Source organism: Microvirga medicaginis (assembly GCF_052658925.1).
This window is the reverse complement of record NZ_JBQWEL010000066.1, coordinates 1-687: the sequence shown is the minus strand read 5'-3', so window position 1 is coordinate 687 and position 687 is coordinate 1. Positions and strand designations below refer to the sequence as shown.

The 687-nt window shown below is 62.0% G+C and carries 1 protein-coding gene; it reads left to right on the top strand.

Annotated elements, in window-relative coordinates; all coding sequences use genetic code 11:
* Window positions 1–123 precede the first annotated feature (123 nt).
* Window positions 124–687, top strand: a 564-nt coding sequence (locus ACUXUR_RS26780) for a flagellin N-terminal helical domain-containing protein (protein WP_445505387.1), incomplete at its 3' end; no start/stop codon positions are given.

Genomic DNA, 687 nt, shown 5'->3' with positions numbered 1-687 from the left:
CCGGTCAAGCCCGGATGTCATGTGAACAGCGGATCGAGCTTTGCTCGAGGCATGATGCCCCTCCGCTGGGCCGGTTCAATTCCGGCATTCCCTGAACACTCCCATCCTTCAAGGAAGAAGCACATGTCTTCAATCAATACCAACCTGTCCGCCATGACCGCCCTGCAGGCCCTCAAAGCCACGCAGAACGCCATGAGCAAGAACCAGGGCCAGATCTCCACGGGTCTGCGCGTGGCCGAGGCGTCGCACAACGCCTCGTACTGGTCGATCGCCACCGGCATGAAGTCCGACAACGGCGCTCTCAGTGCCGTGAGGGACTCGATCGGCCAGTCCAAGGCGATGATCAACACCTTCTCGTCGGCGATGGACAAGACCCTGACCTACCTCAACAAGATGAAGGCCGGTCTCGTGGCTGCCTCGCAGCCGGGTGCCGATCTGCAGAAGATCCAGACCGAGTTCGATGCCAACATCGAGGGCATGAAGAGCTCCGCCGGCTCGGCTTCGTTCAACGGCCAGAACTGGCTGTCGGGCAATGCCACCCTGGTCAACCTGGTCTCGTCCTATGACGGCGTGAACAACAAGGTCGGCACGCTGGCCATCGACACCTCCAAGACGCAGCTGTTCAAGGACGCCGCTGCCGGCACCGGCGGTCTGCTCGCCGACGTGGCGGCGATCGACATCTCGGCG